Origin of the sequence: Roseomonas aerilata DSM 19363 (genome assembly GCF_000711725.1) — a bacterium.
In the GTDB taxonomy this organism is placed as follows: Bacteria; Pseudomonadota; Alphaproteobacteria; order Acetobacterales; family Acetobacteraceae; genus Roseomonas; species Roseomonas aerilata.
Genome location: NZ_JONP01000088.1, coordinates 1 through 9,387 on the forward strand (window position 1 = coordinate 1; position 9,387 = coordinate 9,387).

The window sequence follows — 9,387 nt, forward strand, 5'->3', positions numbered from 1 at the left end:
GGGTAGGTAGAAGGGTCTGAGGTCATCCAGGCAGACTGCCCCGGCTCGCTCCTACCAGCCACGCCCCATCAACTTGCCAATGCCGCGTCGTCGTGCCCGCCGCCGTGCTGCCGATTGAGCGCCTCGCGGGCGAGTGCATCGCGTCCATTTACGACCTCCTCGCACGAAGGCGGACGGAGCGTCCGCTGGAGCAAGCCTTCCTGACCCGATCGAATCTCGCCACCATCGAACCATGGCGCTCACTGCTCGCCGCCGACAGCCCGGCCCCCCTGCTGCCCGGCGTGCCGATCTTCCTCTCGCAGGAAATGACGGACCAAGTGGTCAGGCCGGCGGTGACGCGGAGCTACATGGAGCACGCCTGCCACGCCGGCACCCCGGTCCGCTGGCGCCCGCTGGAGGCACTCGCCTGGCTAGACCGAGCTCCCGACCGGCACGAGAGCGAGGAGGTCCGACACACCGACCTGCGCATCGCTGGGCTGGACGCGCTCAAGCGCCAGGAGGAGGCACAGGCGCTGCGCTGGGAGGCCTTCCGGCGCTGGCTGACACCGCAGCACCTGCGTCCCTACCTCCGTGCCCTGTCGGGGTTCGACGATGTGGAAGCGGAGGAAGGAGCAGTGGCGCACGCGCTGGCACCCTGACCGCAATCTGGCGCTCGCTTTCCTGGTGGGCTGACCCAACCTCGAAGCCGCGAACCGGCTGGTGCGGACGCATAACGGCGAGATGGATGGGCGAGACTACGGTCGGCTCCGCCCGCGGCCGAAGCGCTCGCCGAATGGTACCCCGCCGCCGCCACGCTGCTGCACCGTGCTCTGGCCGAGGACGTGCTGCGGCGGGCGTCCTCACGGCAGTACGGGTACGCGGTGCGTGACATCCTGGCCTGTGCCAGTCTCGCGCCGCTGCTGCCGACAGAGCCCGGCCTCGGGGACCATGAGGCGTTCCTGGCACGCCTCAGGCGCGAGCACGGCCGGAAAGCAGGGTTTTGGGCGCTGCTGAGTGACCAGGGCTGAGTGGTACCTCCCCGTCGTGGCTGAGGGTGAGCGTGCCGCGACCCGCGATCCCGAGTTTCGCTGTACCACTGCACCGGGCTGCCTCCCGCCAACCGCGCTATCAGCAAGATCCTTGTTCAAACAGAGCTGGTTGCACAGCACTGCTGAGAGCGCAGTATGCAGGTCGGTTGCTCGCCAACCGCCCGCTTCTCTCGGAGGTGACCATGGCTAAACGTCCTGGCAGCAAGGCTCCGCCCGGCAAGACGCGTTCAGGTGCCGCTTCAGCCGGCCGCCGCTCGTCAGCATCCACCCCACGCACCAAGGCGGCGACAGCAGGCCGAAAGGCGGCGTCGGCTTCTGCCCCTGCGCGGAGCGCCCGTAGCGCCGCAACCGCCACGCGGGGCAAGGCGAGCACGGCTGCTCCATCGCGCGTCGGCAAGGCAGCGGCGTCGAAGGCACCAGCAGTTCGCAAGGCGGCGGTTAAGACGCCGGCACGTCGGGCACGCCCGGAGAAGCCGGAGCGGAAGCCAACATCGGCTGCGGGTGCCAAGAAGGCCGCCCCAGCCGCAAGCCGGCGCAGCCCGGCACCGCGTGCGGCAGCAGCGAGCAAGACCACCGGCAAGGTCACCGCGCGTGGTGCTCGCGCCACCGCCACTCCCGCCAAGCAGACCAGGAAGCCAGCCGCAGCGTCCGCGCGACGGGCTGCTCCGGCGGCGAGCAGCCACAGGACAAGGGCACCGAAGGCTGGCTCCCGACCTCCTGCGGCCAAGACCCCGTCTCGCGCCGCTGCGGGTGCCCAGGGGACAACCAAGACCGCTGCCCGCAGTCCTCGCTCGGCAACAGCATCGGTGCGACGGCCCGCAAAACCTGCCGCCGCGTCCAGCAGGCGCGCCTCCTCGGCTGCCAATTCAGCCCGGGCGACAAAGTCGTCCGCGGCTCCGCGAGGCGCCACTGCGAAGCCCAAAGTCCAGGCTCGAGCCTCGTCAGCCGCCAAGAGCAAGGCGACCCCGGCCGGCATCCGCACGTTACGGTCCTCTGCCTCCCCCGCCAAGTCCCCGGCTCGGCGCACTCCTAAAGCCACGCCCGCGGCCCGGAGGACGTCGTCCGACGCTGGCACTTCGAGCCCGGCGCCATCCAAACGGTCCGCCTCGACCCAGGCCGCAGCGCCCACGGCCACTCGCCGTCCACGGCGTGCACGATCCGCAGCCGAGAAAGGTCAGGGGAATGGTGGAGGGGGCGCGGTGAACTCCCCTGATACCGCCGCGCCTCACGAAGGGGACGAGCAGCAAGCCGATGCTGCGATGTCCCTTCCTGCTGCAATGGCCGGAGCTGGTGCCGCCATGATGGCGACACTAGCCGCGCCCGTTGCCGCCGCCGTCGGTACGGCAATGGCCGCCACTGCTATGGCGACGGGCCTTAACGCGGCCGCCGGGCTCTCTCAGAACCCGACTAGCAACGGTCCGAACGCTGACACCGAGGCAGCATCCAAGGACGAGCCACCGGCGGGTAAACCGGATGCGGCACCATTGCCCGCCGGCCCAAACGACCTCGCCTAACCATCGACCGAGCGGGAAGGCGGCCCTGGCTTACCCAGGCGCCGCCTCCGTGATTGGTTCCTTAATCGGGGTGTTATGCCGATCTGCGCGCTTGGACCATGCGAAGCTGGCGCAACGCCGGCGAAAGTCTGGCGTCCTGCAGGCAGAGCACACTAACCCTGAGTGTGGACGGTTTTTCAAACAGGGCCCCATGCCAAATCCGGCCTCATGGCTTTGCTAATGCTACGGAAATTGGCCTTGAAGCGGGGTCCCGATCTTCGGCGATCGGGACCCCGGGTTGGCAGCTATTCTGCTAGCACCGTCAACGCTTTCGGCGAGATTCGAGCTGGGGTCCCGGTTGGGTGCTGAAACACACGCAAGCGGAATGCACCAACGCCGCTCCGTAGGAAACGGACTAGAAGCCCCGGCCGACGAGATCCGCTCGGGAGAACCCACCCTCCTGCTCTGTGATTGTCGGGCGCTCTAGAACACGGGCTAGCACGTGATTCATGAGCACCGGGTCATTGTCGAAGCCGCCGTGTGTCGTGGTCCCGCCAATGCGGTCCTGGTTACGGGCGCTCTTCCCCGAGTGCAGCACCTGCAAACCCGGTAGCTCTGGCTCGTACAGCTCCATCCCAGCCAGCGGCGTCTCGCGCCGGTCTTCGAACGCGTTCGAGACAAGGTAGAGCAGCGACTTGCGATAAGCGCCGCCGACGTTGTCGTCGCGCTCGGCGTCGTCGGTCAGGTTGTAGAGCAGGAAGCGGTCGCTGCTGGCCTCCGCTCGCACCGCAACAGGTGCGAGGTTCGCGTCGAAGAAGTCGAGCGTACAGGCGGCCGCAAAGAGGCTGACCGTTGACAGTGAGTTCGCGAGCGCATGCCCCTCTGCCCGCGCCCGCGCCAGCATCTCACCTAGCAGGATCGCCCCGGCGCTGTGCCCGACCAAGTGGATCCGCATCGGCTTATCCGGGCGACCAAGCGCCGCGTCGGCCAGGAGCTTAGTCGCGACCCATCCGGCGGATCCGGGGGCCACCCCCTGGAACGACCGCAGTGCGTCCCGCTTCATCTCGCGCCAGATTGGCCCGACGATCGGCCGCGCCGCTTGCTCAAGAAGCGTGTCGGTGAAGTCAGTGAAGCCTCCGGCGCGGCCAAGGGCTTTGTCGAAGACGCGCTGCAGGACATCCCCGGCAGCTTCGGCGAGCCCGGTGTGCCACAGGAAGAACACAGGGTAGACGCCGTGGCGCTTGAAGATCGGCGTCATGGCCGCGGCACGTGCTGCCGCACCCTCCAGGTCGTTCAGCCCACCATGGGCAAAGAAAAGCAGATGGTCGTAGCGCGCACCCTCGCCCTGCGCGCCGTTGTCGCGCAGAAAGCGCGCCGTCTCCTCGAAGGTCCGCCTGTCGTTCTCGTAAGGCGGGGCAGCCACGAAGGTGCCATCGGCGATGTTAATCACATGCCCGGCGACATCCCTGGCCGGCACCGAGGCAGGCGTGACCGGACGCCGTAGTGGATCATCCTGTACCGGGGTCGGCTGGCGAACCAAGTGGTAGCCACCGGCGAAGCCGGAGGGCAGCGCGGTTGGCACCTGCAGCCGCAGCACCCAGGCATCCAGCACGTGCTCGCACCACTCGTCATAGGGCCAGAGCGCCACGCCCGGTTGCGATCCGCCCGGCGCACCATCCGAACCCCGTGGCGCGAACCCGCCCCAACGCGGCCCCCAGCTGTTAAGGACCAGGAAGCCCTCGGTATCGTAACCGACGATGGCGAAGGCATGTGCGCCGGTCAGTTCGGCCCGGGCCGGATCGCCGCCGGGGGAGCGGATTACGCCCTTGCGCGCCGTCACGGCGTCTCGCGACCAACCATCATGCACCATGGCGGTGCACAGGATGGCCTGAGCCTCGGCCAGGGCGGCGTGGCAGTCGTTCAGCACGTGCCGCAGCCGGAAGTAGGCGCCGAGGGCCACCTGCCGCGCCGCTTTGGCGCGTACCACGTCCAGCCGCCAGCCGAGATCGCCCGGGAAGTAGGGAGCGAGGTCGACGCCACAGACGCCACGGTGGAAGAAGCCCTTGATCGCGCCGCGGGCGCTCGATCCTGGTAGAAGGTCATCCGGATACTCGTCGAAGACCCGCGCGCTCTCGTACAGCATGCGGGCGCTGACGCGCGCCGGCACCTCGGCCTTGTCGCGCCAGCGCTGGATGTTCTGCAGGTCGATGACGTTGGCCAGCGCCTGGCCTGTGCAGCTCCCCTCACTGCCCTGGTCGCGCACCTCGATGCCGATTTCCGTGAGGACAGGCGGGGCCATGCGGGTCGGCAGCTGCACCAGGCCGGGCTGGTAGATGAGGTCACGGAAGTCGACCGGGTCTGGCCGGACGTTCAGCACCCGCTTGTCAATCCGCGCGCCCCGGTTGCTGGCGAGAACTGCGCCTCGATTGCGGTGGCGGTGCGCTCCGCAGCGCGGTGCAGGCGCCCTCCGGCCGTCCCGTCCCAGGAGGCGCCGCCGCCGCGGTCGGCATTGCTCCGTGCCATCGCGCTCAGCCCTCCCCTGCGGTGCCGTGGCCCCGAATGCGCATGCCGTGACGCCTCATGGCACGCCGGCCTCGTGCAGCACGGCGCGGAAGCGGTCAGCGACCTCGGCAAAGCCGCTGTCCAGGGGATGCAACTCGTCATGCCATCGGCCAGCCACGGCGCCGCGGTTGTCCACGAAAAAGACCTTGGGGTGCCGACCTCCTGGCCGATTGCCGCCAGCGAGTGTTTGCAGGGCGTCGTTCACGCCGTCGATCATCACGCGGACGATGCCGAGCTGCAGCGGGCCGTCCGGGATGCCCCTCGCGCGCATCGGATCACCGAGCCAGCCATCCAGCGGCGGCGCCTTGAAGCCCTGGTGCGGCAGCGGGTTAGCGTGGTCGTAGCCGTGGATGAGGATCGGCATGCTCGGCAGGATGCCGTGCACGGCCGCGACCATCGCCTCGTAGCCGGCCAAGATCTCGCCAAGCTTTTGTGCCCAGCGCGAGCCGTCGATGTGCCCCGCAGCGTCGAGCGCAGGGTCGTGCTGGCGCAAAAGCTCCTTCAGCTCGGACCCGACCACGTCGTTGCCGCCCGCCGAGAAGATCATCGCTCGGAAGCTGACTTGTCCGCTCAGCCGCAGCAGGTAGTCGCGGTACTCGGCCTCCGCGACCATGCTGCGCAGTTCGTCGCCAGCGGCGCTGAGACAGAGAACAGTGTAGTCGGATTCGAGTTGGTCGACGACGTCCTTCAGCCAGATCGGATACTGGAACCAGGAATCACCCTCGGCGAGCAGCACCGGGCGTGGATCCTTCGCGACCAGTCGCTCCTCGAACACACGGCGACGCCGGTCGCGAAAAACATGGTTCAGAAATCCGAGCCCAATGTCGCCCCGCGCCCGCGCTTGGGCCGCACCGCGCGTATCCTGTCGAACGTTCTCATTCGGATGCAGCACTGGCGCGAGGCCAAAATCCGGGTCACGTTCCGCCGTCAGGTAGGGGATCAGCTCCGCCTCGGGCACGGTCGGATCAGCAAGCCGGGTGAGCAGCTCGTCAAGCCCAATCGACGGCACCTCGGTCGCGGCCGAAGCGGTAGGCTTCTGACTGCGCTTCACCGTCTTGCCCGCCGAAAGCTTCGGCTTGCGAGCTGACGTCTTGTTGCTCTCCTCTGCTGATGCTCTCGGCCTCGCCCGCTGAGCACCGCGCTTGGACTGCCCCGTGGGGGTGCGCAAAGACGGAGTTTTGCTTGCCTTCTTCATCGAGGGCTCGGCGGTGAGGTGGCGCCGTCAACGCGACATGGTAAGAGCATCATCTCCCCCCAACGCTGCGGCAAGGCTAGCAAAAGATGTCGACGAGCATCAACGAAAGATCGATGCTCTAGCAGAGCTTGCTTGGATATCACTCCTGCCATGGTTCTGTTGCATCCTTGCGCGCCGGCACTGACCTGCTGCACGTGAGGACACGGTGAGAGGGCAGCGGGTTGCCCGTGTACGGCAGGGCCAGTGCTCCAAGAGGCGGCGATATTCCGCTAAGGTGATCCTCTGGGCAGCCGCACACGCTGAACCCGCGCACCATCATCGTGGACAGGAACCACGCATACCCGTCTGCCGCCACCGACCCAAGGCTTGCGGTGAGCTGTGGTACTTTTCGCGGCTGCGCTAAGCCAAGTTCCTGAACACCATAATGGAGCAAGATCATCGGCGCTTAAAACACTTGATCCGAGCCGGGCTCGGCTTCGGCGGCTTCCACACGGCCCGACGAACCCTGATGGCCCACGAGGCGATGGCGATGGTCAGAAAGGGGCAGGTTCGGGCGATCAGCGGATGCGAGATGTCCACCCAGGCCAGCTTCGTCGACAAGTTGTTCCAGGCCGCCGCCTTACCTGCCGCCCGACACGGCCGTCGCAACCAGCGGCAATCCTTGCAACTGTAAGTATACCGGTGCGGTCTGGAGGGCCTGACCCTCTTTGCAACTGACCTTATGTCATGGTTGTGGTTTGTCGGTCCTCCAGGCTGCACCACAGCCCCACCGAACACCACCACCGGGTTTTGCCATCTCTCCCTCTTCCTGCCGGAGCAGAGCCATGAGTCGGTGAAGGTCCAGACGGTAGCCAAAGTCGATAACACCCCGTGCCCTGGCGTCCTCCAGGCCTCGCGCTATGCCCTTCGCCACGGCGCTCACCTTCTGCCCCTCGATGAACAGGTTGCTGCAGTCCACATAGGCGAGATGGGTCACACGAGGTCCTCGTCGAGCTTGCCGCTACCGGGACCGGGGCCCCTGCCCTCCCCTGCCCCTTTGGCTTCGCTGCCGGGCGCATAGAGCAAGTGGGCCAGGCAGCTACCCAGAGCGCCTCCACGTCTGCCACAGCCTCCACCGAGGCCTTGGCTGGTCTGGTGGAGCGGGTCACCTACCACAATGCCGAGAACGGCTTCTGCGTGCTGCGGGTGAAGGCGCGCGGGCACAAGGACCTGGTCACGGTGGTGGGGCACGCCGCCAGCATCGCCGCCGGCGAGTGGGTCCAGCTCTCCGGCACCTGGACCAACGACCGCACCCACGGCCTGCAGTTCCGGGCAGGTTTCCTCAAGGCAAGCCCGCCCACAACGCTCGAGGGCATCGAGCGCTATCTCGGCTCGGGCATGAGCCGCGGCATCGGCCCGGCCTACGCCAAGAAGCTGGTCCGCGCCTTCGGCGAGGCCGTGTTCGACCTCATCGAGGCCGAGCCCACCCGCCTGCGCGAGGTCACGGGCATCGGCCCCAAGCGGGCGTCTCGCATCGTCGCAGGCTGGGCCGAGCAGAAGGTGATCCGCGAGATCATGCTCTTTCTGCACGCCCACGGGGTCGGCACCTCGCGGGCGGTGCGGATCTACAAAACCTACGGCACCGATGCCGTGCAGGTGATCAGCGAGAACCCCTACCGGCTCGCCCGCGACATCCGCGGCATCGGCTTCCGCACCGCCGACCTCGTGGCCCAGCGCCTCGGCATCGAGCCCACCGCCATGATCCGGGTGCGCGCCGGCATCTCCTTCGCGCTCGCCGGGGCCACCGGCGAGGGGCACTGCGGCCTGCCCTTGGCCGAGCTGACTGCCCAGACCGCGGCCCTGATCGAGGTGCCCCCTCCCCTCATCGAGACCGCGCTCGCGCTGGAACTGGCCGAGGGCGAGGTGGTGGCCGACACCCTGGAGGGGGAGCGCTGCGTCTTCCTGGCGGGCCTCCATCGCGCCGAGCAGGCATCGCCGAGAGGCTGCGGGCGCTTACCCAAGGTGTGCCGCCCTGGCCCGAGATCGATGCTGAGCGGGCGATCCCCTGGGTAGAGGGCAGGACAGGCCTGTCGCTCGCTCCCAGCCAGCGCGAGGCCCTCGCGCTCGCCACCCGCTCCAAGGTGCTGGTGATCACCGGCGGCCCAGGGGTGGGCAAGACCACGTTGGTGAACTCGGTCCTGCGGGTGCTGCGCGCCAAGGGGGTGGAGGTGGCGCTCTGCGCCCCCACAGGGCGCGCCGCCAAGCGCCTGTCGGACAGCACGGGGCTGGAGGCCCGAACCATTCACCGCCTGCTGGAGACCGACCCCAAGACGGGTGGGTTCAAGCGAGGCGAGGAGCGGCCGCTGGAGTGCCAACTCCTGGTGGTGGACGAGACCTCCATGGTGGACGTGCCCCTCATGCGCGCCCTGCTGCGGGCGCTGCCAGACGAGGCGGCCCTTCTGCTGGTGGGGGACGTCGACCAGCTGCCCTCGGTCGGGCCCGGTCAGGTGCTGGCCGACATCATCGGCTCGGGGGCCCTGCCGGTGATCCGGCTCACCGAGGTGTTCCGCCAGGTCGCCGAGAGCCAGGTCATCGTCAACGCGCACCGCATCAACGGGGGCCAGATGCCCGAGCTTCGCCAGGGCGAGGGGTCGGACTTCTTCTTCGTGGACGCCGCGGATCCGGAGGAGGGCGTGCGCAAGCTGCTGACGGTCGTGCGGGAGAGGATCCCGGCCCGCTTCGGGCTCGACCCCGTGCGGGACGTGCAGGTGCTCTGCCCGATGAACCGGGGCGGGCTCGGCGCAAGGTCGCTCAACATCGAGCTGCAGAAGGCGCTGAACCCGCCGGGCGAGCTGCGGGTGGAGCGCTTCGGCTGGACCTTCTGCCCCGGCGACAAGGTCATGCAGGTGGCCAACAGCTACGATCGCGAGGTCTACAACGGCGACCTCGGCGTGATCTCGGCCATCGACATGGAGGAGGGCGAGCTCACGGTGCGCTTCGAGGGTCGCGAGGTCACCTACGGCTTCGGCGAGCTCGACGAGCTGGTGCTGGCCTACGCCACCACCATCCACAAGGCGCAAGGCTCCGAGTACCCGGCCGTGGTCATCCCCCTCACCACCCAGCACTACGC

General features: G+C 68.1%; 3 protein-coding genes and 2 pseudogenes. 3 read left to right on the forward strand and 2 right to left on the reverse strand.

Annotated elements, in window-relative coordinates; genetic code table 11:
- The first annotated feature begins 281 nt into the window (after positions 1 to 281).
- Positions 282 to 1,007 (forward strand): annotated as a pseudogene (locus BO39_RS35185) (DUF6880 family protein).
- Between the two features lie 1,929 nt (positions 1,008 to 2,936).
- On the opposite strand, the gene BO39_RS28415 reads toward BO39_RS35185, so the two are convergent.
- Positions 2,937 to 4,898 carry a C1 family peptidase gene (locus BO39_RS28415; RefSeq protein ID WP_043840111.1) on the reverse strand — a complete coding sequence of 654 codons (1,962 nt, stop codon included), beginning with the start codon at positions 4,896 to 4,898 and terminating at the stop codon, positions 2,937 to 2,939.
- 201 nt (positions 4,899 to 5,099) lie between these two features.
- Complete coding sequence (locus BO39_RS28420) at positions 5,100 to 6,278, reverse strand: hypothetical protein (RefSeq protein WP_156964103.1); 1,179 nt, start codon at positions 6,276 to 6,278, stop codon at positions 5,100 to 5,102.
- A 412-nt stretch (positions 6,279 to 6,690) separates the two neighbouring features.
- On the opposite strand from BO39_RS28420, the gene BO39_RS30690 reads away from it, so the two are divergent.
- Positions 6,691 to 6,951, forward strand: coding sequence for a DDE-type integrase/transposase/recombinase (locus BO39_RS30690; protein ID WP_342666352.1), 261 nt, complete (start codon positions 6,691 to 6,693; stop codon positions 6,949 to 6,951).
- 392 nt (positions 6,952 to 7,343) lie between these two features.
- Positions 7,344 to 9,387, forward strand: a pseudogene (gene recD2, locus BO39_RS28430) (SF1B family DNA helicase RecD2); the annotation flags it as partial.